Source organism: Exiguobacterium flavidum, assembly GCF_003344535.1.
Classification (GTDB): Bacteria; Bacillota; Bacilli; order Exiguobacteriales; family Exiguobacteriaceae; genus Exiguobacterium_A; species Exiguobacterium_A flavidum.
In genome coordinates, this window is record NZ_QPKS01000006.1 from 26,978 (window position 1) to 50,214 (window position 23,237).

At 54.8% G+C, this 23,237-nt stretch carries 20 protein-coding genes; all 20 read right to left on the reverse strand.

The features are described 5' to 3' along the window. Nucleotides 1-50: 50 nt before the first annotated feature. The 20 genes from DFG60_RS07050 to flhB all read right to left on the reverse strand — a co-directional run bounded on the left by DFG60_RS07050 (nt 51) and on the right by flhB (nt 23,234). On the reverse strand, nt 51-4,337 hold the full coding sequence (locus DFG60_RS07050; RefSeq protein ID WP_114571233.1) for a PolC-type DNA polymerase III: 4,287 nt from the start codon (nt 4,335-4,337) through the stop codon (nt 51-53). A gap of 129 nt (nt 4,338-4,466) precedes the next feature. Beyond that, nucleotides 4,467-6,164, reverse strand: coding sequence for a proline--tRNA ligase (locus DFG60_RS07055; RefSeq protein WP_114571047.1), 1,698 nt, complete (start codon nt 6,162-6,164; stop codon nt 4,467-4,469). Between the two features lie 27 nt (nt 6,165-6,191). Next, nucleotides 6,192-7,433 (reverse strand): RIP metalloprotease RseP, encoded by a 1,242-nt coding sequence (rseP, locus tag DFG60_RS07060; protein WP_114571048.1) that lies wholly within the window; start codon nt 7,431-7,433, stop codon nt 6,192-6,194. Between the two features lie 13 nt (nt 7,434-7,446). Then, a complete protein-coding gene (locus DFG60_RS07065) occupies nt 7,447-8,601 on the reverse strand; it encodes a 1-deoxy-D-xylulose-5-phosphate reductoisomerase (protein ID WP_114571049.1) in 1,155 nt (384 codons plus the stop codon). A 12-nt stretch (nt 8,602-8,613) separates the two neighbouring features. Next, complete coding sequence (locus DFG60_RS07070; protein WP_114571050.1) at nt 8,614-9,414, reverse strand: phosphatidate cytidylyltransferase; 801 nt, start codon at nt 9,412-9,414, stop codon at nt 8,614-8,616. Nucleotides 9,415-9,431: 17 nt separating this feature from the next. After that, entirely contained in the window at nt 9,432-10,172 is a 741-nt protein-coding gene (locus DFG60_RS07075) for an isoprenyl transferase (RefSeq protein ID WP_114571051.1), read from the reverse strand. A gap of 81 nt (nt 10,173-10,253) precedes the next feature. Further along, entirely contained in the window at nt 10,254-10,811 is a 558-nt protein-coding gene (gene frr, locus DFG60_RS07080; protein ID WP_114571052.1) for a ribosome recycling factor, read from the reverse strand. Between the two features lie 2 nt (nt 10,812-10,813). After that, complete coding sequence (pyrH, locus tag DFG60_RS07085) at nt 10,814-11,533, reverse strand: UMP kinase (RefSeq protein WP_114571053.1); 720 nt, start codon at nt 11,531-11,533, stop codon at nt 10,814-10,816. Between the two features lie 112 nt (nt 11,534-11,645). Next, nucleotides 11,646-12,527, reverse strand: coding sequence for a translation elongation factor Ts (tsf, locus tag DFG60_RS07090; RefSeq protein WP_114571054.1), 882 nt, complete (start codon nt 12,525-12,527; stop codon nt 11,646-11,648). Nucleotides 12,528-12,607: 80 nt separating this feature from the next. Continuing rightward, entirely contained in the window at nt 12,608-13,348 is a 741-nt protein-coding gene (rpsB, locus tag DFG60_RS07095) for a 30S ribosomal protein S2 (protein ID WP_114571055.1), read from the reverse strand. Nucleotides 13,349-13,478: 130 nt separating this feature from the next. Beyond that, nucleotides 13,479-13,877 carry a hypothetical protein gene (locus DFG60_RS07100; protein ID WP_157964499.1) on the reverse strand — a complete coding sequence of 133 codons (399 nt, stop codon included), beginning with the start codon at nt 13,875-13,877 and terminating at the stop codon, nt 13,479-13,481. A 5-nt stretch (nt 13,878-13,882) separates the two neighbouring features. Further along, nucleotides 13,883-14,656, reverse strand: coding sequence for a FliA/WhiG family RNA polymerase sigma factor (locus DFG60_RS07105; RefSeq protein WP_114571057.1), 774 nt, complete (start codon nt 14,654-14,656; stop codon nt 13,883-13,885). Nucleotides 14,657-14,671: 15 nt separating this feature from the next. Further along, complete coding sequence (locus tag DFG60_RS07110; protein WP_114571058.1) at nt 14,672-15,157, reverse strand: chemotaxis protein CheD; 486 nt, start codon at nt 15,155-15,157, stop codon at nt 14,672-14,674. Beyond that, on the reverse strand, nt 15,147-15,758 hold the full coding sequence (locus tag DFG60_RS07115; protein ID WP_114571059.1) for a chemotaxis protein CheC: 612 nt from the start codon (nt 15,756-15,758) through the stop codon (nt 15,147-15,149). The genes DFG60_RS07110 and DFG60_RS07115 overlap by 11 nt, the downstream gene beginning before the upstream one ends. Beyond that, nucleotides 15,751-16,179, reverse strand: a complete 429-nt coding sequence (locus DFG60_RS07120; protein ID WP_114571060.1) for a chemotaxis protein CheW — start codon at nt 16,177-16,179, stop codon at nt 15,751-15,753. The genes DFG60_RS07115 and DFG60_RS07120 overlap by 8 nt, the downstream gene beginning before the upstream one ends. Before the next feature lie 10 nt (nt 16,180-16,189). Continuing rightward, entirely contained in the window at nt 16,190-18,169 is a 1,980-nt protein-coding gene (locus DFG60_RS07125) for a chemotaxis protein CheA (RefSeq protein WP_114571061.1), read from the reverse strand. A 20-nt stretch (nt 18,170-18,189) separates the two neighbouring features. Then, nucleotides 18,190-19,041: a MinD/ParA family protein gene (locus DFG60_RS07130; RefSeq protein WP_114571062.1), complete on the reverse strand. Its 852-nt coding sequence runs from the start codon at nt 19,039-19,041 to the stop codon at nt 18,190-18,192. Further along, nucleotides 19,038-20,102, reverse strand: a complete 1,065-nt coding sequence (locus tag DFG60_RS07135; RefSeq protein ID WP_114571063.1) for a flagellar biosynthesis protein FlhF — start codon at nt 20,100-20,102, stop codon at nt 19,038-19,040. Before DFG60_RS07135 ends, DFG60_RS07130 begins: the two co-directional genes overlap by 4 nt. 1 nt (nt 20,103) lies before the next feature. Beyond that, the gene (flhA, locus tag DFG60_RS07140) at nt 20,104-22,128 is read right to left on the reverse strand and encodes a flagellar biosynthesis protein FlhA (protein ID WP_114571064.1); all 2,025 of its coding nucleotides are present in this window, start codon (nt 22,126-22,128) and stop codon (nt 20,104-20,106) included. Beyond that, on the reverse strand, nt 22,125-23,234 hold the full coding sequence (gene flhB, locus DFG60_RS07145) for a flagellar biosynthesis protein FlhB (RefSeq protein WP_114571065.1): 1,110 nt from the start codon (nt 23,232-23,234) through the stop codon (nt 22,125-22,127). Before flhB ends, flhA begins: the two co-directional genes overlap by 4 nt. Nucleotides 23,235-23,237: the final 3 nt, after the last annotated feature.

The following is a 23,237-nucleotide window of genomic DNA, read 5'->3' on the forward strand; positions in this document are numbered from 1 at the left end:
CTCAACCAATATAGCATAGGAAGCCTGTTCCTGCAAGCGTTCCCCCCGCTTTACAGGTCGAAGAGCGAGAGCTGGTTCTCGTCCGGAAGCCCTTCGAGGCAGCCGAGCCCATCGAGTGTCTCGATGATCGACTTCGAGAGTTTCGCACGTTTCTGCAGATCCTCTTTCGAGAGGAATTCACCGCCGGCACGTGCCTCGACGATCGCCTTCGCGGCATTCGTCCCGAGTCCCGTCACCGCGTCGAACGGCGGCAACAAGCCGTCCCCGTCGATCAGGAAGTCGGTCGCGCTCGAATTATAGAGATCGACCTTCTTGAAGTGGAAACCGCGCTCGATCATCTCGAGTGCAAGTTCGAGGACCGTATAGAGGCCTTTATCCTTCGCCGTCGCCTCGAACCCCTTCTCCTTGATGTCTTGCAGCACCTTCCTTACAGCTGCCGACCCTTTCGTCATCGCGGCGATGTCGAAATCTCCGGCCCGGACAGTGAAATAGGAAGCATAGTAGTACATCGGGTGATGCACTTTATAGTAGGCGATCCGAACCGCCATCAAGACGTAGGCGGCCGCGTGGGCCTTCGGGAACATGTACTTGATTTTCTTGCAGGAGTCGATATACCAGAGCGGCACATCGTTCTCAATCATCGCCTCTTCCATGTCCGGTGACAGCCCTTTTCCTTTACGGACCGACTCCATGATTTTGAAGGCGAGCGAAGGTTCGAGCCCTGCGTAGATCAGGTAGACCATGATGTCATCCCGGCAGCCGATGACGTCCTTCAGTTCACAGGTGCCGTTGTAGATCAGTTCGCTCGCATTGCCGAGCCAGACGTCCGTCCCGTGCGACAGCCCGGAAATCTGGACGAGTTCCGAGAAGGTCGTCGGCTTCGTCTCCTCGAGCATCTGGCGGACGAACTTCGTCCCGAACTCCGGAATGCCGAGCGTCCCTGTCTTCGAATCGATCTGCTCAGGCGTCACACCGATCGATTCGGTCGAACTGAAGATCTTCATCACTTCCTTGTCGTCGACAGGAATCGTCTTCGGATCCCGTCCCGACAAATCCTGCAGCATCCGGATCATCGTCGGATCATCGTGCCCGAGGATGTCGAGCTTAAGCAGGTTGTCGTGGATCGAATGGAAGTCGAAGTGGGTCGTCTTCCATTCGGAGCCCATGTCGTCAGCCGGGAACTGGATCGGCGTGATGTCATAGATGTCCATGTAATCCGGGACGACGATGATTCCGCCCGGGTGCTGACCGGTCGTCCGCTTGACGCCGGTCACACCGCTGACGAGCCTGTCGACCTCAGCCGTCCTGAAGTTCAAGTCGTTCTCGGATTGATAGCCTTTGACATAGCCATAGGCCGTCTTCTCCGCGATCGTACCGATCGTCCCTGCCCGGTAGACGTAATCATCACCGAACAGCACTTTCGTGTACGCGTGGGCTTTCGGCTGGTATTCACCGCTGAAGTTGAGGTCGATATCCGGTACTTTGTCCCCTTTGAAACCGAGGAACGTCTCGAACGGGATGTCATGTCCGTCCTTTTTCATCGGCACATGACAGTCGGGGCATTCCTTGTCCGGCAAGTCGAATCCGGAACCGACCGACCCGTCATCGAAGAACTCCGACTTCTGACACTCCGGACATACGTAGTGCGGCGGCAGCGGGTTGACTTCCGTGATCTCCGTCATCGTCGCGACGAGGCTCGATCCGACTGAGCCTCGCGAGCCGACGAGATAGCCGTCGTCAAGCGACTTCTTGACGAGTTTATGTGAAATCAGATAGATAACGGCGAACCCGTGGCCGATGATCGATTTCAATTCCTTCTCGAGACGCGCTTCGACGATTTCCGGCAGCGGCGTCCCGTAGATCGCGTGAGCCATGTCGTAGCTCAAGTTCCGTACTTCGTCGTCAGCCCCCTCGATCTTCGGCGTGTAGAGATCTTTCGGTATGATGTCGATGTTCTCGAAACGATCCGCGATCTCGCGGCTGTTCGTGACGACGAGACGTTCCGCCGCCTCCGGTCCGAGGAACGAGAAGGCATCGATCATCTGTTGCGTCGTCCGGAAATGAGCCGGAGGAAGCTGTTTGCGCAAATTGAGCATGTTCGCGCCGCCCTGTGTCCGGATCAACACTTCACGGTACATCGCGTCGTGTTCATCGAGGTAATGGACATTCCCGGTCGCGACCGGCAAGATTCCCTCCCCTTCAGCGACACGGATGACCTTCTTGATCAATTCCCGGAGCTCCATCTCATTCTGGACGATTTCCCGCTCGATCAGGTGACCATACATCTGAGGCGGTTGAATCTCAATGAAGTCATAGAAGGCCATCACCTTCGCGAGTTCCTCGTCAGACTTGTTCAAGGCAGCGTCGAACACTTCGCCATTGTCGCAGGCAGACCCGATGATCAGTCCTTCCCGGTGGGCGACGACTTGCGAACGAGGCGTCCGGACGACACGGTGGACGTGTTTCGTATGCGCAAGGGAGATGAGCCGGTAGAGGTTCTTCAGCCCCGTCTTGTCCTTCGCATAGATCGTCGCATGATACGGCCGTGTCCGGGAGATATCCTTCCCCATCTCCCGGTTGAGCGACAGGTGCGTCTTCATGTCGAACATCTCATCAGCCATCTGAAGCAGCTTCAGCATCAGGTAGCCGGTCGCCTCAGCGTCATAGATGGCACGGTGATGCTGTGTCAGTTCGATGTCGAACCGCTTCGCGAGCGTGTTCAACCGGTGATTCTTAAGTGTCGGCATCAGGACACGCGCAAGTTCGAGCGTATCGATGACCGGCAGCTCTGACGCCTCATGTCCGCCGGAACGAAGCGTCGCGTCAAGGAATCCGATATCGAACGACGCGTTATGCGCGACAAGTATCGAGTCGCCTGCCCAGTCGATGAATTCCTTGACGACCTGTTCCGGATCCGGCTTTCCTCGGACCATGTCGTCCGTGATCCCTGTCAGTTCGATCGTCGTCGCCGATAACAGATGCTTCGGGTCGGCGAACGCCTCGAACTTGTCGATGATGTCACCGTCGTGGATCTTGACCGCAGCCAGCTCGATGATTTTGTTGTACATGGCGGACAACCCGGTCGTCTCGACGTCGAAGACGACGAACGTCGCGTCGTCGAGCGGGGTGTCGACCGGATTGTACGCGACCGGGACGCCGTCGTTGACGACGTTCGCCTCGATGCCGTACAGCACTTTGATGCCGTTCTTCTTGCCGGCATAATAGGCGTCCGGAAAAGCCTGCGCCCCGACATGGTCCGTGATGGCGACGGCGGGATGTCCCCACTTCGCCGCCCGTTCGACATACTTCGTCACGTTCATCACGGCGTCCATTTGGCTCATCTGGGAATGCGCATGGAGTTCGACGCGCTTTTCGCCCTTCCAAGGATCGCCCGGCGGTTCGATTTTCACTTCCGAGAGTTGTGAGACCATCATCGCGAGATCTCGCAAGTACGTATCGAACTCGACGCGTCCTGCGGCCTGGATCCACATCCCCTTCTTGATCGCACTGAGGACTCGGACGTCCGACTCGTCACGGGCGAACATCTTGACGATGAGCGAGTCCGTGTAGTCGGTCATCTTGAACGTGAAGATCGTCTTGCCGCTTCGAAGCTCGCGGCTCTCTGCGTTGAAGACGAGTCCGCGGACCGCGATGCGCCGTTCCTCGTCCTGGATCGTCTTGATCGGGACGATCTCGTCCTGGATCGGCTTACCGATCCGGATATCGACCGGTCCTTCCTCTTCAGTAGACTGCTCCCGCTTGAACTGCAGTTCGAGCATCCGTTTCGCCTCTTCGATATCCTCCTGCTTCACCTGTTCCTGCAGTGCCTGCTGTTTCGACTCATCGAGTGCGACGAACGGCTCGCAATTGAACTTCCCGAACCCATACGTACTGTAGAGTGCCTGAACCTCGCTGCAAAGCGCCCCTCGGACGAATCCGGCTTCCGGTTCGCTCCGGACCGGGATGAGGAGCTTATTGTCCCTCACCTCAGGAAGGATGCGCGACAGGTGCGTCCGCATCGCTTGTGAGACGTCGGCGAGGTCTTGGACGACGTACGGCCAGTAATCGGTGAATTGCGCCGTGTCCGGCCGGTTATCGGCCGACAGCACCAGTTTCACCTCAGCGAACTGCTGATAGCGGTTCTTCAGGCGGCTCGCGAACAGCTGGTAGACGTTTTGAGGCAGGACCTCCGTCAGTTTCACATGAAACGTCCACGTTCCGGCTGCTTTATTGACACGGAGCTTCTCGAGGGAAGCTTGATTGAAATGTTTTTCAATGATGCCTGTCGGCAATTCGAGGTCGCTCATCAAGAGCGCCATGCGATTCGTTTTTTCCATACGCTGATGGCTGTCTTTCAATTCACACCGCGACAGCAGCTCCTCCTCCTCTTGCGATTGCCCAAGGGGCGTATGGTGTGTAAGAAAAGAAGACAGTCACCGTGGAATAAGTGACCGTCTCCCTGAACTTCATAGACTATCGTATAATGCGCGCACACGTTCGGCAAGGTCCGCTTGCGAAACCTCTTGCGTCTCGCCTCCGGCCCGTGACTTCAATTCGACGATGCCTTCAGACGCCATCTTGCCGACGTTTATCCGGACAGGCACACCGATCAGGTCGGCATCGGCGAACTTGACGCCCGCCCGTTCCTTCCGGTCGTCGAGCAGGACCGAATAGCCTGCCTTCGTCAGATCGGCATAGAGCGACTCACCGAGTGACAGTTGTTCTTCGTTCTTCGCATTGACGACGATCAGATGGATGTCGAACGGCGCGATTGCTTTCGGCCAGATGATCCCGCGCTCATCATAATGTTGTTCGACGACAGCTGACAGTGTCCGGGACACCCCGATGCCATAGCAGCCCATGATGAGCGGCTGTGCTTTTCCGCCTTCGTCGAGGAATGTCGCGTTCATGCCTTCAGAGTAACGTGTTCCAAGCTTGAACACCTGCCCGACCTCGATGCCGCGCGCGAACTGGACGATACCTTGGCCGTCCGGCGAAGCGTCGCCTTCGATCGCGAAGCGAAGATCCGTATATTCCGCCGCGAAGTCGCGGCTCGGATCGACATGGATGTAATGCGTTTCCGCTTTGTTCGCGCCGCAGACCGCATTCGTCAGCGAGCGGACTGCGTAATCCGCGACGATGCGCATGTCGGTCCCGATCGGTCCGAGCGTGCCCGGTTTCGAATGGAGGGCTTCTTCGATCTCCTCGTCCGTCGCCATCGTGATATCGAGTGCGCCGACGTGGTTCTTCAGCTTGATATCGTTGACCTCATGGTCACCACGGACGAGCGCCATGACGAGCCCTTGTTCCGTCTTGAAGATGACCGTCTTGATCGATTCCTCAGATTTGACACCGAGGTACTCGCCGACCGATTCGATCGTCTTTGCGTCACCTGTGTGCACTTCTTCAAGCGCTTCAGGTTCGGCGGCTTGGCGCGGGTATTGGTCGAGTGTCTCGGCCATCTCGAGGTTCGCCGCATAGTTCGATTCGTTCGAATAGACGATCGTATCTTCTCCGATTGCAGCAAGCGCATGGAATTCATGCGTATCCTTACCGCCGATCGCACCTGAGTCTGCGACGACAGGGCGGAATTCAAGACCTACGCGGGAGAAGATGTTCGAGTAGGCGTTGAACATGTTTTCGTACTCCGCATCAAGACTTTCCTGCGTGCTGTGGAACGAATAGGCGTCCTTCATGATGAACTCGCGACCGCGGAGCAATCCGAAGCGCGGACGTCGTTCGTCACGGTATTTCATTTGAATCTGGAACAGGTTCACTGGAAGTTTCTTATAGGAATTGAGTTCATCACGTACGAGTGATGTGATGAGCTCCTCGTGTGTCGCTCCGAGAGCGAAACGGCGGTCATGCCGATCCGTCAGGCGCATCAGCTCAGGACCATAGATATCCCAGCGTCCAGTCTCTTCCCAAAGTTCGGCTGGTTGAATCGCAGGCATGAGAAGTTCCTGAGCTCCAGCGTTCTCCATCTCTTCCCGGACGATTCCTTCGATTTTCGAAAGGACACGCTTCGCGAGCGGGAGATAGGAATAGATACCGGAAGCATTCTGACGCATGAAGCCGGCACGAAGCAGAAGCTGATGGCTGATCGCTTCCGCATCAGCCGGTACTTCGCGCAGCGTAGGCATGAACAATTTCGACTGTTTCATTGAGAATAGGACCCCTTTTAAATCAATTTAGAAGAATGACTGAATGTCATTCCACGTTACGAACAACATGAGCAACATCAGGAGGGCGAATCCGATGAAATGGACGATTCCTTCCTTTTGCGGGTCGATCGGCTTGCCGCGAAGTGCCTCGACGAGCAGGAACAAGAGACGTCCTCCGTCAAGTGCAGGGAGCGGAAGCAGGTTGAAGACTGCCAGGTTGACAGACAAGAGGGCAGTCCACGTCAGGAGCATCGTCAGACCGTTGTCAGCGACCTGATCCGTCATCTTGACGATGCCGACAGGCCCAGATAGCTGATCGACACCGACTACACCGGTGATCAAGTCTCCGACTGCACCGATGATCAATGTCGACATACGCCATGTCTCTGAGATGCCTGTTTCGAGCGCATTGCCAAACGAACGTTCCGTCGCATTCGTCACACCGATGATACCGACCTTCTGACCGTTCTGATCCTGTACTTTCGGCGTGATGACAGCTGATCGTTCCTTGCCGTCACGCTCGAAGACGACCTGCGTCTCTTTTCCGCCCTGGTCCTCGAAGCCTGCACGAAGGTCCGTCCATTCCTTCGTCTCCATACCGTTGATCGAGACGATGCGGTCTCCTTCGACGAGACCGGCCTTATCTGCAGGAGATCCTTCCTGGACGTTCCCGATGACGCTCTCCCCGGTCGGCGTGCCTTGGACGAGGCCGATGCCGAAGAGGATCGCGAAAGCCAGGACGAAGTTCATCGCCGGTCCGGCAGCAATCGCGAGGACCCGTTTGAAGACGGATTGTGCTCCGAACGTCCGGTCATAAGGCGCGATCTGTGTCTTCGTCTGTCCGTCGACCAAAAATGCATCGCGCGCCACCGGGTATTCGATGACGGCGTCTCCAGACTGGCCGCGCACGTTCAGCTCACGGACGAGATCGATTTGCTCGACCGTCATGACCTGATCAGCCTTCGGATTATCCGCCTGCAAGTAGATCGATTCGACGACACCTTGCTTCAGGCCAAGACCGATGTTTTGACCGGGCTTCACTTCGACGAACTCGGGTTCCTCCCCGGCCATCTTGACGTACCCGCCAATCGGCAGGAGCCGGATCGTATACAGTGTCTCGTTTCGGAAGAACGAGATGATTTTCGGACCAAATCCGATTGCGAACTCACGACAAAGAATCCCAGCACGCTTCGCCATGACGAGATGTCCCCATTCGTGGACGGCGACAAGCACGCCGAACATGAGGACGATCGAGATGAATGTCGTCATTTATATCCCATCCTTACTTTTCGAACGAAAGTGCCGCCACGAACTCACGCGCAAAACGGTCCGCTTCGAGAATCTGCTCGAGCGATGGATCCGCAATGCGTTCATGTGCATGGAGTGCCGCTTCTACGCTCGCTTCGATTTCTAAAAAGCTGATTTCACCCGCCAGGAAGCGGGCTACCGCTTGTTCATTAGCCGCGTTCAGTACTGTAGGCATCGAGCCGCCTGCCTTCCCGGCCTCGAAAGCGAGACGGAGCAGAGGGTATCGTTCGAACGAAGCTTCCGTGAAATGCAGACTTCCGATTTGTTTTAAGTTTAACCGTTCTCCCCCCTTGATTTCAAGGCGGGAAGGATATGTAAGAGCGTACTGGATCGGCTCACGCATATCCGGCATTCCGAGCTGTGCCATGACGGCGCCATCATTGAATTCGACCATCGAATGAATGATCGATTCGCGGTGGATGATGACATCGATATCATCATAGTCGATGCCGAAAAGCCAGTGTGCCTCGATCACTTCGAAACCTTTATTCATCATCGTCGCTGAATCGATCGTGATTTTCGCACCCATCGACCAGTTCGGGTGATTGAGTGCCTGTTCGACCGTCACTTGAGAAAGCTCTTCTCTCGTCTTGTCACGGAAGCTTCCGCCTGAAGCCGTCAGGATGATCTGTTTCACGTCTTCGCGGCGCTCACCGTTCAAGCACTGGAAGATCGCTGCGTGTTCGCTGTCGACCGGAAGGATTCGGACGTTCTTCTCGCGCGCCAGTTTCATGACGAGGTGTCCGGCTGTGACGAGCGTCTCTTTGTTCGCTAACGCGATCGTCTTTTCCGCCTCGATCGCAGCAAGCGTCGGTTTCAGACCGACAGCCCCGACGACAGCCGTCACGACGACGTCCGCCTCCTCCGCTGTCGCGACACGGATTAGCCCCTCTTCCCCGAGATGGAGTTCGGGCGAATAGTCGAGTCGGGACTTAAGTGCTTCGAGCGCTGCCTCATCTTGTGCAGCGACGATGCGTGGTTTGAAGCGGTTGATCCAAGGTATCGCCTTTTCCGTATTGCGTCCATAAGCGAATGCGACCAATTCGAACTTATCGCCGTTTTCTGCGATGACGTCGAGCGTCTGAAGACCGATCGACCCGGTCCCCCCGATGATACTGATTTTTTTCATTCCGCTTCCCCCTTATTCGAATAGCCCGAGCACGACGATCACGGTGAAGACGATCATCATGCTGTCGAAACGGTCAAGGATCCCGCCATGCCCTGGAAGGAGCGCACCGGAATCCTTGACGCCGTAGTGCCGCTTATAAGCCGATTGGACGAGGTCACCCAACTGACCGACGACAGCGACGATGACGGCGAGCAGAATGACCGGTCCGAATCCAAACGTCGGTGAAATCAATTCGAAGACGATGCCGAGCAGGACAGCAAGCACGATTCCGCCGACTGCGCCTTCGACCGTCTTGTTCGGGCTGATTGCCGGCCAGAGCTTCGTCTTGCCGAGACTTTTCCCTACGAAGTACGCTCCCGAGTCCGTAAACCAAATCAGAAGGATGACGAGCAGCGACAAGCTGAGTCCGTTCTCAAGCAGCCTGATATGCGCGAAGCTCGCGAATCCGACTCCGACGTACACTGTCGTCAATAAGAGGACGGAGACGTCGTCGAAAGTAAATACGTTCTTTGAAAAAACAGTAAAGAACAGGCTGATGAGCACGATGAGCATCGCCCAGCTGAGAAGCGGGAGCCCGAGTTCCGGAGTGCTTCCGCTCCATTCCTGATAGACCGCTGCGAACGGCAACAATGTCGCCAGGGCGAACAAGATGACAGGGACTGATGTCCATTTCAAGCGTCGCATACGAATGAGTTCATGGTAGCCGATCAGCGTCAGCACACCCATGAAGGCGAGGAACGGGATTCCGCCGAGGTAAAGCAACGTCAGAAAAATCGCTCCTGCCCATATGCCTGTGATGATACGAGTTTTCATAATAAAATCCTCATTTATCAGACGCCGCCGAATCGGCGCGTCCTTAGATTATAATCTTCGATTGCCTTCAAGAAGTGCTCGCGACGGAAATCCGGCCACAACACGTCCGTGAAGTAGAACTCCGCATAAGCCGCTTGCCAGAGGAGAAAGTTCGAAAGACGTTGCTCTCCGCTCGTCCGGATGACGAGATCGACATGGGTGATCGAACCTGTCATGAGTTCTGACTCGATCGTCGCTTCCGTGATTTCTTCAGGGGATAGCTCGCATGCTTTGACGCGTTCGGCAATCCGCCGCGTCGCCTTCAGCAACTCGTCCCGTCCGCCATAGTTGAGGGCGAAGACGAGTTTGAGACCAGTGTTCTCGCGTGTCTCCTCGACAGCTTGAGCGATGGCGTCGCGTGTAAAGACCGGAAGCCGTTCGACTTCTCCAGCCACCTCCACCTTGACGTTGCGCGCGGCAAGATCTTTCAGATCCGTCTCGAGGAATTGACCGGGCAACTTCATCAAAAAGCTGACCTCTTCTTCCGGGCGCGACCAATTCTCGGTCGAGAACGCATATAGTGTCAAACTCGACACACCAAGATCACTCGCAGTGCGAACAGCTTCCCTGACTGATTTCATCCCTTCGCGGTGCCCCATGATGCGAGGAAGTCCTCGCTTTTTCGCCCAGCGTCCGTTGCCGTCCATGATGATGGCGACGTGTGCGGGCGCCGTCTGTTCGGGCGCAGATTCTTTCGTTTGGTTCAACCATTGAAACATCCACTTCTTCCTCCTGTCTGTCACTTCTTTAAGAAGAAAGGGACTCTTCGTGTGACAAAGAGTCCCCTTGTGACGAATTCGTCACACTTCCATGATTTCCTTCTCTTTCTCAGTTGCAGTCGCGTCAAGTTGCTTGACGAACTTGTCAGTGAGCGTCTGGACGTCTTCCGTATATCCGCGAAGATCGTCCTCAGTCAAGCTGCCATCCTTCTCGAGCTTCTTGAGCTGCTCGTTCGTATCGCGACGGATGTTACGGATGGCGACCTTGCCCTCTTCCGTATACTTCTTGACGAGTTTGACGAGCTCTTTACGACGCTCTTCCGTAAGCGGCGGGATCGCAAGACGGATCACCGTACCGTCAGAAGAAGGCGCAAGTCCGAGGTCAGCACGTTGGATCGCCTTCTCGACTTCCGTCACCATCGATTTGTCCCAAGGCGTGATCAAGATCAGGCGCGCTTCAGGCGTGTTGATGTTCGCGACCTGGTTGAGCGGTGTCGGCGAACCGTAGTAATCGACCTGTACCGGGTCGAGGATCGACGCATTCGCACGTCCAGCGCGAAGCGTCGCGAGCTCCTTCTTCAAAGAAGCGTGCGCTTTTTCCATCCGTTCTTCTGCTTGTTTGATTGTTTGTTGTGACATAGTCATTTCCCCCTAACGAGCGTCCCGATTTCTTCACCGGTGACGACGCGTTTGATGTTTCCTTCTTCAAGGAGTGAGAAGACGATGAGCGGGATATCGTTGTCCATGCAGAGCGACGTAGCAGTCGAATCCATGACTTGGAGCCCGTCCTTCAGCACGTCGAGATACGTAAGCGTCTCGAACTTCTTCGCATTCGGATCGACGTTCGGGTCCGCCGAGTAGACGCCATCGACGTTGTTCTTCGCCATGAGGATGACATCCGCCTCGATTTCTGCCGCCCGGAGTGCTGCTGTCGTATCCGTCGAGAAGTAAGGGTTCCCTGTGCCGGCTGCGAAGATGACGACGCGGCCTTTCTCAAGGTGACGCATCGCACGACGGCGGATGTACGGTTCTGCGACTTGACGCATCTCGATCGATGTTTGGACGCGTGTCTCGACGCCTAGGGATTCCAAGCTGTCCTGGAGCGCAAGCGAGTTCATGACCGTCGCGAGCATGCCCATGTAGTCAGCATTCGCCCGGTCCATTCCAAGTTCGCTTCCTGTCTTTCCGCGCCAGATGTTACCGGCGCCGACGACGACGGCGACCTCGACCTTCAAATCGATCAATTCCTTGATCTGTTCAGAAATCGAGTTGACGATTACCGGGTTGATTCCAAACCCTTGATCTCCTGCGAGCGCTTCTCCGCTCAATTTTAACACAATCCGGTTGTACTTCGGCTGCATAACTTCGCCCTCCTTGCTTGATTCCGTTCCGTGAAAAAGGAACACGACCCACTTCCACGCGAAAGTGGACTTATGCATACGTGTTCCTTCTCATATGATCAGGTCGCCCTGATTATTTTTTAAGTTGGTTCATGACTTCTTCAGCGAAGTTCTCTTCTTTTTTCTCCATGCCTTCGCCTACTTCGAAGCGAACGAATGAAGCGATCTTGCCGCCTTTAGACTCGACGTATTTACCGACTTTGAAGTCAGGGTCTTTTACGAAAGTCTGGTCGACGAGGCAGATTTCCTCGAAGTACTTGTTCATACGGCCAACGATCATCTTCTCGACGATGTTTGCAGGCTTGCCTTCGTTGAGCGCTTGCTCAGTGAGGACTTTTTCTTCGCGAGCTTTCTCTTCTTCCGTTACTTCAGAACGGTCGACGTAGAGTGGACGCGCAGCTGCGATGTGCATCGCGATGTCTTTCGCCACTGACTCATCAGTAGTTCCTTCTACGACGATGACCGTACCGATACGGCCGCCCATGTGGAGGTATGAACCGAAGACAGCGTCATCAGCTTTGTTGAAGAATGCTACGCGGCGGAGAGAGATTTTCTCGCCGATCGTCGAAGCTTCCTCAGAGATGTACGTGTCGATCGTCTTTCCAGCTTCGTACTCAGAAGCGAGAGCCGCTTCAGCAGTTTCTGTTCCGTTGCGGAGAACTGCGTTCGCGATGTTTTGAACGAGGTTTTGGAAACGCTCGTTCTTCGCTACGAAGTCAGTCTCAGAGTTGACTTCGACGAGTACTGCTTTGTTGCCTTCGATTGCGACTGCAGTCAAACCTTCAGCTGCGATACGGTCGCCTTTAGAAGCCGCTTTCGCGATTCCTTTTTCACGAAGGAAGTCGATTGCCGCTTCCATGTTGCCGTCAGTTTCGACGAGTGCTTTCTTGCAGTCGAGCATACCTGCGCCTGTTTTTTCACGAAGTTCTTTTACCATTGCTGCTGTAATAGCCATTGGATGTTCCTCCTTCAAAGTGCTGTTTTCAAAAAAAAGGTGATAAAAGGTCGATTCCCTTTATCACCTGGCATCACGAATTACTCAGCGTCTGCTACTACTTCTGTTTCTTCAGTAGTTTCAGGTGCTACGTTATCTTCGCCTTGTTTAACTTCGAGGATTGCGTCAGCCATTTTACCAGTGAGCAATTTGACTGCACGAATCGCATCGTCGTTCGCTGGGATGACGTAGTCGATTTCGTCTGGATCACAGTTCGTGTCAACAATCGCAACGATTGGGATGTTGAGTTTGTGTGCTTCCGCGATCGCGATACGCTCTTTGCGTGGGTCAACGATGAAGAGTGCATCCGGAACTCCTGGCATATCCTTGATACCGCCGAGGAATTTCTCGAGACGTGTCATTTCCTTTTTGAGGATGATGACTTCTTTTTTAGGAAGGACGTCGAATGTGCCGTTCTCTTCCATTTTTTCGAGTTGCTTCAAACGGTTGATCCGTTTTTTGATTGTTGAGAAGTTCGTGAGTGTACCACCCAACCAACGTTCGTTGATGAAGTATTGACCCGCACGGATCGCTTCTTCTTTCACAGTGTCTTGAGCTTGTTTTTTCGTACCGACGAAAAGAACGTTACCGCCTTCAGACGCTACTTCACGGATGAAGTTGTATGCTTCGTCTACTTTCTTGACCGTCTTTTGAAGGTCGATGATGTAGATACCGTTACGCTCTGTGAAGATGTATTTTGCCATTTTTGGGTTCCAACGGCGTGTTTGGTGACCGAAGTGTACACCAGCTTCAAGCAATTGTTTCATTGAGATTACTGCCATGATGAAATTCCTCCTTTTGGTTTTTGGGTGTCCTCCGCGATGATCGTTGATCCGGCTAACCTAATATAGGCACCGCAGCCGGCGATACATGCGTGCGTAATTACAACCGTAGACTAATATAGCACATTGTTCAGCGCGGGGCAACTGTCGTTTCTTTAGAAAGTTTGGCGATCAGAGCCACTTCGCCGGCTCCCCGGTTCAGGGAACGGGCGAGTGCATCCAAGTCCTCCCCCTGTTCAAGCCTTGCCTTGACATCGACTCCACCAGGCGCGTCTTCTTTTTCAGACGCTGTATCCCTGACGGCTACGTGATTGACTGGATCAGTGTTTCCTTCAGTCCGCGTCTCGTCCCGGTCATCGTCGATCCGGTTGACGTTCTCCATGAAGGCGAGGAGCAACTGCTCCATCTCGCGCTTCTCCGTCTCAAGATTTTCAATCCGTTCACGCATCAAGGTTTGTTGCTTGAACAGCAGGAGCAACGCATAGCAGAAACCTGCTGATAGAAGTATGAAGAATAATGTCATGGTCATCCCTTTCACATCGCGACACGGTCAGAGAGGTACGCACTCCCGAGGGCATGCTTCAGCTTACGGAGCGCCTTCGAGTGAATCTGCGAGATGCGGGACGTCGAAAGCCCGAGGACTTCGCCGATTTCCGTCAACGTCAGTTCGTCGAAGTAGAAAAGAGAGACGACATACTGCTCTTTTTCAGAAAGCTCTTCGATCTCCTCTGCGAGTTTCGAGATCAACTCCCGCATGAGCAGCGAATCTTCCGGCGTGGCGGCTTCCGGATCGAGGTAGGAGATCGACATCGATTTCCCTTCGTCCTGAAGTGTCACGGCCTCGTCGATCGACAGGACGTTCGCGAAGTAACTCTCGGCAAGAGCCGCCTTCACGTCATCCGGCTTCATGTCGACGATTTTTGAAACTTCTTCCAAAGTCGGTGTCCGCTGCAATTGCTGCTCGAGGATTTCGACAGCCGCCTCGACCCGTTTCGATTTTTCACGGAGCGAACGCGGAAGCCAGTCGACTTTTCTCAGACCGTCAAGAATCGCACCGCGAATACGGAATGCCGCATATGTATCGAACTTGTTGTTATGATTCGGATCATATTTCTTGAGGGCATCGTACAGCCCCATCATGCCGAGGCTCTTCAATTCGTCTCGGTCGACGCTTTTCGGAAGCGTGGCGCTCAGACGCTGGACGTGGTACAGAACGAGATGTTCATAGTTTAGAAGCAATAGATCGGCGACCGACCCGTCACGCGTCGAAAGCCATTCATTCCAAAGTTGTTGTAAATCCTCACGCATGTCTCTATTCCTCCTTCAAATTTCCAGCGTCCCTACGTTGACCGTCCGAATCATCAACATCCCTGTCTTCGAATGGAATTCGATCGTCCGGCCATTCGTCCCTCCGACATCTTCTGCGACGAGGGGGACGCGCACCGCGTGTAACGCTTCCTTGACTGCTTGTATGTTACGCTCGCCGATTCGCATCGACTCATGTTCGTATTTGAATTGAAACATCTGTGCACCGCCTGCGATCTTCGCCCGCAAGCGGACCGCCCCCATCCTTTCGAGAGAGTCCTTCAACGCGACGATCGCCGTATCGGCGAACTTTCCGATCTCTTCTTTCTTATTCCGGCTGATCGCCGAATCCGGCAGCATGACGTGTGCCATTCCCGACAGTCCCCTTTCGAGATCGTACAGGACGACACCGACGCATGAACCGAGACCGGCCGTTCGGAGGACGACGGCTTCACGGCTGACCGCCCACTCGGCGATGCCGATCCGAATCACTTCATTTTCCATTCGGATCCACACCCAATCGCTTGAACACCGGCGCGAAGGAATCCTCGTCAGGCAAGAGAAGAAGATGTCCGTTCAACGCATCGCCGAGACTTGAGAGCCGTGTGTCGATGTATAATGCCATGTTACCAAATTTTGTTGAATTTAGTAATCCGATTTCCAAAATTGCGCCGACCATGTCGAAAGCTGAGGCCGGTACGCTGACGTGGAGCGAAAGACCGAGCCAGTCCGAGATGGAGCGCGCATAGGCGCCAATCAGAATATTGCCGATTTCCTCCCATGCTGAGACACCGAGCGAGTGCATCTCTCCGAAGAAACGGAATTGTTCACCGATCAATTGTCCGACGAGCCGTTCGGCGTCCTCGAGCGGCATCAGGAACAAGAGCGTCGCTTCGACATCTCCCGTGAAGCGGAGCAACGCACCCGCCGTGTAGTTCTCCGCTCCGCCGAGCCGTTCGAGAATCTTCTCGAAACCCTCGAGCTCTGCCGAAGGCACCTCGATATCGATCGGACGGCCGAGCAATGTGGAGAGTGCGGTCGCGGCATGTGCAGCTCCGATGTTGCCAACTTCCTTGAAGACATCCTTTTCAAGGGGATCAAGCATGTACGATTTCCTCGAACAGGCGATTCGGGTCAAGAAGTGAGAACAGCTCCTTCTCCCCTTTCGCGATAGCCGTCAAGTACGCATTTTCTGCATTTCCGCTCTCCGGGAGCGGCTCGATCCGGACATCCTGCGCCTCGATGACTTCATTCGCCCGATCGACGATGAATCCAGCGTCTCCGTGCTCGAGCGTCGCGATGATGATTCGCGTCTCTTCCGTCTCCTCGAGTGTTTCGAAGCCAAGTCGCGTCCGGAGGTCGATCACGGGTGTGACGACCCCTCGCAGGTTGATGACGCCCTTTACATACGATGCGGCATTCGGAATTCGCGTGATCGGCTGAAGGCGTTCAATCGATCGCACGGATTGGACATCAAGTCCGTAAGCATTTTCTCCCAGTTGAAACACTACCCATTTCTGTTCCATTTCCTTCTCCTCACTTCCGCAACAGCGCGTTGCTGTCGACAATTAGGGCGACACGTCCATCCCCTAGGATCGTCGCGCCCGAGATGGCGCGAATACCTTCAAGATAACTGCCGAGTGGTTTCATGACGATTTCTTGCTGACCGATCAGTTGCGAGACGACAAGCCCCGCCAGTCTGTCACCGCTTCTGACGACGACGACGGAGTATGCTTCACTTTCCGCACTCTCGAGGCCATAGACGTCCGTCAGCCAAATCAACGGCACGAGCTGACCGCGGAAATCGAACACCTTCTCACGGTGTGCCTGCAGCACCGCTTCGTGTTTGAGCGACGTCGTCTCGATGATGGCAGTCAACGGGATGGCATACGTCTCATCCTGCAGCTGAACGAGCATCGCCGAGATGATCGAGAGCGTAAGCGGCAGACTGATCCGGAAGATCGTCCCTTCGCCAAGCTTCGTCTCGACGAACACTTCTCCACCGAGCGATTCGATCTTCGACTTGACGACGTCGAGTCCAACGCCGCGCCCTGAAAGATCCGTCACGGTCTCTGCCGTAGAGAATCCAGGTGCGAACAGTAGCATCGACATCTCTTCCGGCGTCAGAAGTGCAGCGTCCTCTTGCGTCAAGATGCCCTTTTCAACGGCGATTCGAGTAACCTTCTCGTGATTGATGCCTGCCCCGTCGTCTTCGATTTCGATGAAGACACGGTTCCCTGCGTGATACGCACGAAGAGTCAAGTTCCCCTCTTCCTGTTTGCCTGCCTTCAAACGGTCCGCCTTGCTCTCGATTCCATGATCGACTGCGTTGCGGATCAGGTGGACGAGCGGATCCCCAATCTCGTCGATGACGGTCCGGTCAAGCTCCGTCTCAGCCCCCGTGATGTGAAGCTTGATGTTCTTGCCGACGTCCTTCGCGACGGATCGGACCATCCGCGGGAAGCGATTGAACACCTGCTCGATCGGCATCATCCGTAGCGTCAGGACGAGTGATTGCAGTTCGTTCGTACCGCGTTTGATGCGCTCGACGGTCTCCGTCAATTCAGGAGACTCGACGTCACCTGCGATTCGTTCAAGTCTGCCGCGGTCGATGATGAACTCCTCGAACAGGTTCATCAAACGGTCGATACGCTCCAAATTGACGCGAATCGTCTTCGCTGCAGCGACCGGTCCTTGTTCCGTTTCTTCCTTCGCAGCCGGAGAGACGGGGCTGACTTCGGGAATCGCAGTGACGGCCACCTCGGCTGAGACCTCAGGCGCATAATCCGCCACGGTCACCGCCGCGACTTCCGAAACGGCTCCGATGCTCTTCTCGACTTCTTCTGCCGTGTTCGTCGTCACGAAGAGGACACGGAAGCTCGTCTCGAACTGTTCCTGTTCGAGCTCGTCCGAAGTCGGATCGGACAAGATGACATCTCCGAGCGACTGCAGCCGTTCGAAAACCATGAACACGCGCGCAGCCTTGAGGATGACATCCTCAGACAGGGCGACATCGATGACGAAGACGTTGTACCCTGAAGCGAGTGACTGCTTGACGACAGACTCCGAGTAGACGTCACATTTGAATGTCGATGACGGATTTGCAGTCGATGCCTTCTTCACTTCCGTCTCCTCTGAAGTGTTCGAGAACTGCTTCAGGCGGGCGACCGTCTCCGAGACGTCACGCTTTCCTTTTCCGCCATTCGCGATATCATCGACCATCGCTTCGATCTGTTCTGCTGCGACGAACAGCGTATCGATCAGTTCAGGTGTCGCCGGCTGGCGTTTAGAGCGGACGAGGTCGAGAGCGCTCTCCATCTCGTGTGTCAAATCGGCGATGCCGTCAAAGCCCATCGTGCCGGCCATCCCTTTCAATGTGTGGGCGGAACGGAAAATCTGATCGATCACTCCTTCGTCATCCAACTTCTGTTCGAATTTCAAAAGGCTCGAGTTGATCGCTTGCAAATGCTCGATCGACTCGTCGAGAAACAGGCCTAAATATTCATTTAAATCCATGGACGAGGTCCCCTTTCATATTAGCGAGTACTGCTCGTCCGCCGTTTGAAACGGCTGACGAGACGATCCAGGAAATTACGTTCCTGAATCGGGACGCCGGTAAGTGTCGTCGTGATGCGATCGAGTCGCCAGCTGACGTCGCTGTTCCGGTCGAATAAATAAAATGGCTGCTGCGCCTTCACGGCGCGGGTGACGACCGGATCATCCGGGAGAAACCCGATGAATCGAAGTGATTGTTCGAGAAACTTCGTGCTGACGAGCTCGAGCCGCTCGAACGTCTCGGTCGCCTCCTCCCCGTTCACCGCACGGTTGACTAGGACGGCGATCGGCAAATCATTCGCATGCCGATTCGCCAGTTTGACGAAGGCATAGCCGTCCATGATGGAGGTCGGCTCAGGTGTGACGATGAGCCATGCCTCGTCGGCACTGCTGATGAAATCGAACGTATGGTCATTCGCGCCTGCCCCGAGATCGAGCAGGACGAAGTCATATTCATAGAAGAAACGCATCTCGCTCATCATGAACGTCATATCGTCTTCAGAGAAGGACACCAGTTCCGTGAATCCGCTCCCTCCATGGATGAAGTGAAGCTGGTTCGAGACTTCCGTGATTGCTGCTGACAGGGGGGTGCGTTCCTTGACGCAGTCCATCAGGGAACGTCTCGCGCTCTCTCCGAGAACTACCCCGACGTTCGCCATCCCGATGTCGAGATCGACGATGAGCACCCGCTTTTGTTGAAGGGATAGGGCGATTGCCAGATTGACTGCGACGTTCGTCTTTCCGACGCCGCCCTTTCCACTGACGATCGCGATCGTCTTCGTCTGTTTCATCGAAACCTTCGACCGAAGTTGCCTTGCTTGATCCGACATCATCGCAGCCCTTCTTTCTCGATGATCATCGAGGCAAGCCGTTCGGCATCCGGCTGACACAAGTCCTCCGGTACTTCCTGTCCTGTCGTCAGCCAGGCGACAGGAAGGTCGGTCTTATCCGTCATGCCGAAGATCGTCAGAAGATCGCTCGTCTCGTCCGCCTTCGTATAGATTAATCCCGCAAGCGGTAAGTGACGGAATTGAGCGAAAATTTTCTCGATGTCCTTGAATTTAGCTGTCAGGCTGAGCACGAGCAAGAGGCTGGTGTCGGAGAAGTCATGACGTCTTTCGAGTTGTCTGACATACCCTGCGTCACGGAAATTTCTCCCTGCCGTATCGACGAGAATGACATCGCAATCCTGTAAGCGCACCTTCGCCGCCTCGAATTCCGCTGCATCATAGGCTACCTCGAGCGGTAGCGATAAGATTTCGGCATAGGTCCGTAACTGCTCGACCGCTGCGATCCGGTATGTATCCGTCGTGATCAGGCCGACTTTCATCCCTTTGTTCAACTGGTAATCCGCGGCAAGTTTCGCGATCGTCGTCGTCTTTCCGACGCCGGTCGGACCGACCAGCATGATAAAGCGGCTTTCAGGCGTCTCAACCTTGAGATCACGCACGATCCGGCTTCTGAGTGCCTCAACGGCGCCGGCCGTGTCGTTCGTCCGGTAGTAGCTCGAGAGGATCAATTCGCTCAACTCTTCAGCCATGGAGCTCACGCTCGGCTCAAGAAGAAGCTGTTCATAGGCGATCAACGGCTCAGGCAGCCTCGGCATCGTCGTCATGACGACTTTCGCTTCCTGCTCATCCGGGCGAATCCGGGCAGGTTCCTGCACGGTACGGACAGGGTTTTCAGTTGTTTTCGAGACAAGCGTCGCCGCTTGCTCTTTCTTGTTTTCTTCGAGTGTCGCGACGAGCTCGACTTTCTTCTGCTGGAAGAAACCGAACAACCCTCCGACTTTTATGTTTCGCGTGTTCAAGATGACTGCGTCCTCTCCGAGTTCCCGCTTCACACGCTCCATCGCTTCACCCATCGTATCCGCAACGATTTTCTTTACCATCATCTTAAATCACCCCAATACTTTTTACTTCAATCGTCGGAATCAGCTCGTTGTAGGACAGGATCGGCACATCCGGGAAATAACGCTCCGTCAACTGGCGGACGAACATCCGTATGCTCGGTGATGTCAAGACGACCGGCTGCGCGCCGTAACGGTCAAACTCGGCTGTCAACTGATTGAATGATTCCACGAACTGAGTCGCCTTCTCAGGGTCAAGCGCCAAGTAGTTTCCGAACTCGGTCTTTTGGATGCTTGCCTGAATATCCTGCTCCATCTCGCTCGAGACGGTGACGACATGCAGCGTATCGCTTTGCATGACTTGTTCCGTGATTTGGCGTGAGAGTGACTGACGAACATACTCTGCGAGCAATTCCGCATCCTTCGTCACGGTACCGTAATCCGCGAGCGTCTCGAAGATGAGCGGCAAATTGCGGATCGAGACTTTTTCCTTCAACAGCTGGACGAAGACTTTTTGGAGTTCGCCGATCGAGAGAAGACCTGGTGTCACTTCGTCGACAAGAATCGGATGCGTCTCCTTCAGGTGATCGACGAGCTGTTTCGTCTCTTCCCGTCCGAGAAGCTCTGAAGCATGACGCTTCAGGAGTTCGGTCAGATGGGTGGCGACTACCGATGGCGGGTCGACGACGGTATACCCTGACATCTCAGCCCGGCTGCGCGTCCGTTCGTCGATCCAAAGTGCCGGCATGCCAAACGCCGGTTCTACCGTCTCGATTCCTTGAATTTCAGGGTCGTCCACCCCCGGGCTCATCGCCAGGTAGTGGTCGAGCAGTAGTTCTCCTCCCGCCATCTCGCTGCCGCGAATCTTGATGCGGTAACGGTTAGGTGGCAATTGGAGATGGTCCCGGATCCGGACGGTCGGCAGGACGAACCCCAGTTCGAGCGCGAGCTGCCTTCTGATCATGACGACCCGGTCGAGCAGGTCACCGCCCTGTGCTTCGTCAGCGAGCGGAATCAAGCCGTAACCGAACTCGAATTCGATCGTATCGACGTTGAGAAGCGAGACGACTGATTCGGAGGAGCGCAGGCTCGCTGTCGTTTCCTCCGTGACAGGTTCTTCCGGGACGACGTTTTTAGTCGCCTTGCGCATTTGCCATGCACCGAATCCGGCAAGCAAAGCAAGCGGGATCGTGACGAAATCAGGAATCGGCGTGAACAACCCGAGCAGGAAGATCGCACCCGCCGCAATCATGACAAGGATCGGATTTTGACCCAACTGGTTGATGATGTCTTCCCCAAGATTTCCTTCCGAAGCCGAGCGTGTGACGATGATACCGGTCGCGACCGAAATGAGGAGCGCCGGGATTTGACTGACCAGACCGTCACCTACAGTCAGGAGTGTGTACATCTGTACGGATTCACCGACCGGCAATCCTTGCTGGACGACGCCGATGATCATCCCGAAGATCAGGTTGATGATGACGATGATGATGCCCGCGATGGCATCTCCTTTGACGAACTTCGATGCACCGTCCATCGCTCCGTAAAAGTCAGCCTCGGATTGGATTTTCTGACGACGTGTCCGTGCCTGCAGCTCGTCGATCATGCCTGAGTTGAGGTCGGCATCGATCGCCATCTGCTTACCCGGCATCGCGTCGAGCGTAAAACGAGCCGAGACTTCCGATACCCGTTCCGAACCCTTCGTGATGACGATGAACTGGATCAGGACGAGAATCAGGAAGACGACGAAGCCGACGAGCGCATTGCCCCCTACGACGAAGTTGCCGAACGCCTCGATGACCTGTCCGCCGTGACCGGTCGAAAGGATCGAACGCGTCGTCGAGACGTTCAGTCCGAGACGGAACAACGTCACGATCAGTAGCAGTGATGGAAACACCGAGAACTCAAGCGCTTCCTTCGCATTCATCGCGACGAGCAGGACGACGAGTGCGATCAGAATGTTGATGATGATCAGGAAGTCGAGTGCGAATCCAGGCAGCGGAATGACCAGCATGACGACGATCATGATGACTCCTAGCAGTACGGATAGGTCTTTAGTTGAAATTGTCATGTTGCTTCATTCCTCTCTTGCGATTGTTTCATTTGATAGACGAAGGCGAGTGTCTCCGCGAGTGCTTGATAGAATTCCTCTTCTACAGCCATCCCGATCTCGACTTGCGCGTATAGAGCGCGGGCGAGCGGACGATTCTCGACGAGAGGCACCCCGGATTCGGTCGCCTTCTCCCGGATTCGGAATGCTACGGCGTCGACTCCTTTTGCCACGACGACAGGTGCAGCGTGCCTTCCGTCGTCATACTTGATCGCGACTGCATAATGGGTCGGGTTCGTTATGACGACGTCTGCGTTCGGAATTTCCTGCATCATCCGCCGCATCGCCATCTCCCGTTGTTGTTGCTTGATTTTCCCCTTGATTTGAGGGTCACCTTCTGTGTTCTTGTGCTCGTCCTTCAAGTCTTGTTTACTCATCCGGATCGATTTTTCGAAATCGAACCGTTGATAGGCGAAGTCGAAGACTGCGAGCATCAAGAGCGCGATACTGACGGACAGCCCGAGTTGGAAGGTCAGTTGGCCGATGATGGCTAACGCCCCGCCAATCGGCTCCGTCGTCAAACGCGAGATTTCAACCTTGTTGTTCCAAAGGATGATGCCGCTTGTCGCGCCGATGATCAGGAGTTTGAAGACTGACTTCAGGAACTCGACGAGTGCCTTCATGCTGACGATCCGCTTGATTCCCTGAAGAGGGTTGATGCGGTCGAGCTTCGGCTGGATCGCTTCTCCGGATAAAAGCACCCCGATCTGAATGAAGTTTCCGATGACTCCGACAAGAAGTGCCGTCAGGAAGAATGGAGAGACGAGTATCCCCATCTCGATCATCATCTCGATCATCACCTCTTCGACCTTTCCTTCCTCTACGGATACCAGTACCGCTTGCGGACTGAGGCCGTTTGTCAAAAGATCGACGAACCTTTTCCCGAGCATCGGCCCGAAAGCGAGCAGGACGAGGAACATGGCGAGCAGCATGAGCCCGCTCGTCACGTCCGCAGATTTTGCGACCTGCCCCTTTTTCCTTGTATCCTCCCGCTTTCGTGGTGTTGCTTTTTCAGTCTTTTCTCCAGCGAAGAACTGGAGGTCAAGACGTAATGCGAATTTAGTCATCTC

Coding starts and splice junctions, on each gene's coding strand:
- rpsB (WP_114571055.1), bottom strand. CDS start 13,348: ATGGCAGTAATCTCAATGAAACAATTGCTTGAAGCTGGTGTACACTTC.
- DFG60_RS07125 (WP_114571061.1), bottom strand. CDS start 18,169: ATGGATTTAAATGAATATTTAGGCCTGTTTCTCGACGAGTCGATCGAG.
- DFG60_RS07050 (WP_114571233.1), bottom strand. CDS start 4,337: ATGGAAAAAACGAATCGCATGGCGCTCTTGATGAGCGACCTCGAATTG.
- DFG60_RS07070 (WP_114571050.1), bottom strand. CDS start 9,414: ATGAAAACTCGTATCATCACAGGCATATGGGCAGGAGCGATTTTTCTG.
- rseP (WP_114571048.1), bottom strand. CDS start 7,433: ATGACGACATTCATCTCGATCGTCCTCATGTTCGGCGTGCTTGTCGCC.
- DFG60_RS07110 (WP_114571058.1), bottom strand. CDS start 15,157: ATGGAAAATGAAGTGATTCGGATCGGCATCGCCGAGTGGGCGGTCAGC.
- DFG60_RS07105 (WP_114571057.1), bottom strand. CDS start 14,656: ATGCGTGAGGATTTACAACAACTTTGGAATGAATGGCTTTCGACGCGT.
- DFG60_RS07135 (WP_114571063.1), bottom strand. CDS start 20,102: ATGATGGTAAAGAAAATCGTTGCGGATACGATGGGTGAAGCGATGGAG.
- flhA (WP_114571064.1), bottom strand. CDS start 22,128: ATGACAATTTCAACTAAAGACCTATCCGTACTGCTAGGAGTCATCATG.
- DFG60_RS07120 (WP_114571060.1), bottom strand. CDS start 16,179: ATGGAACAGAAATGGGTAGTGTTTCAACTGGGAGAAAATGCTTACGGA.
- frr (WP_114571052.1), bottom strand. CDS start 10,811: ATGTCACAACAAACAATCAAACAAGCAGAAGAACGGATGGAAAAAGCG.
- tsf (WP_114571054.1), bottom strand. CDS start 12,527: ATGGCTATTACAGCAGCAATGGTAAAAGAACTTCGTGAAAAAACAGGC.
- pyrH (WP_114571053.1), bottom strand. CDS start 11,533: ATGCAGCCGAAGTACAACCGGATTGTGTTAAAATTGAGCGGAGAAGCG.
- DFG60_RS07055 (WP_114571047.1), bottom strand. CDS start 6,164: ATGAAACAGTCGAAATTGTTCATGCCTACGCTGCGCGAAGTACCGGCT.
- flhB (WP_114571065.1), bottom strand. CDS start 23,234: ATGACTAAATTCGCATTACGTCTTGACCTCCAGTTCTTCGCTGGAGAA.
- DFG60_RS07130 (WP_114571062.1), bottom strand. CDS start 19,041: ATGATGTCGGATCAAGCAAGGCAACTTCGGTCGAAGGTTTCGATGAAA.
- DFG60_RS07075 (WP_114571051.1), bottom strand. CDS start 10,172: ATGTTTCAATGGTTGAACCAAACGAAAGAATCTGCGCCCGAACAGACG.
- DFG60_RS07100 (WP_157964499.1), bottom strand. CDS start 13,877: ATGACCATGACATTATTCTTCATACTTCTATCAGCAGGTTTCTGCTAT.
- DFG60_RS07065 (WP_114571049.1), bottom strand. CDS start 8,601: ATGAAAAAAATCAGTATCATCGGGGGGACCGGGTCGATCGGTCTTCAG.
- DFG60_RS07115 (WP_114571059.1), bottom strand. CDS start 15,758: ATGCTTGATCCCCTTGAAAAGGATGTCTTCAAGGAAGTTGGCAACATC.